Origin of the sequence: Thalassospira povalilytica (genome assembly GCF_002844235.1) — a bacterium.
GTDB classification, from domain to species: domain Bacteria; phylum Pseudomonadota; class Alphaproteobacteria; order Rhodospirillales; family Thalassospiraceae; genus Thalassospira; species Thalassospira povalilytica.
In genome coordinates this window covers 1-987 of the sequence record NZ_PGTS01000016.1, presented here as the reverse complement: position 1 = coordinate 987, position 987 = coordinate 1, and the positions used below count along the sequence as shown (strand labels likewise).

1 protein-coding gene is annotated in these 987 nt (G+C 59.4%); it reads left to right on the top strand.

Annotation, left to right across the window (positions count from 1 at the left end; all coding sequences use genetic code 11):
• A partial coding sequence (locus CU041_RS20240; protein WP_212733828.1) for an Ig-like domain-containing protein occupies positions 1–987 on the top strand: 987 nt, incomplete at both ends.

The following is a 987-nucleotide window of genomic DNA, read 5'->3' as shown; positions in this document are numbered from 1 at the left end:
ACGACCGGCAGCATCACGGTTGATGTTGCGGGCGTTGCCGATGCGCCGACTTTGGAAGTCGCCGATGCCTCTGGCTCCGAAGATTCTGCCATCGCGCTCGACATTGATGCTGGTCTCACGGATTCCAGCGAAACGCTGACGGTAACGATCAGTGGTGTTCCGGATGGCGCGACCCTGTCGGCCGGTACCGATAATGGCAATGGCACCTGGACATTGAGCCCTGATCAGCTCGAAGGTCTGACGATCACACCGGCTGAAGACTTCTCTGGCAGCTTCGTTCTGGGTGTGAGAGCTCAGTCTGCGGATGGCGAAGACGTCGCAACCACGACCGGGTCGATCACCGTTGATGTGGCGGGCATTGCCGATGCACCGACTTTGGATGTCGCAGATGCTTCGGGCAGCGAAGATTCAGCGATTGCACTCGACATCGACGCCGGTCTGACCGACAGTTCGGAAGTTCTGACGATCACCATCTCCGGCGTTCCCGATGGCGCAACCCTGTCGGCTGGCACCGATAACGGTGATGGCACCTGGACGCTGAGCCCGGATCAGCTCGAAGGACTGACGATCACGCCGGCTGAAGACTTCAGCGGATCGTTCGATTTGGGCGTGGTCGCTCAGTCAGCGGACGGTGAAGACGTCGCGACGACCACGGGCAGCATCACCGTTGATGTGGCCGGTGTGGCTGATGCGCCGACTTTGGATGTCGCTGATGCTTCCGGCAACGAAGACAGTGCCATCGCGCTCGATATTGATTCAGGTCTCACAGATTCCAGTGAAGTTCTAAGCATTACCATTTCCGGCGTACCGGACGGCGCAACACTGTCGGCTGGTGCCGATAATGGTGACGGAACCTGGACCCTGAGCCCGGATCAGATCGAAGGCCTGACGATCACCCCGGCTGAAGATTTCAGCGGGTCGTTTGATCTCGGTGTGACGGCGACCTCTGCTGATGGTGAAGACGTTGCGACGACCACGGGCAGCATT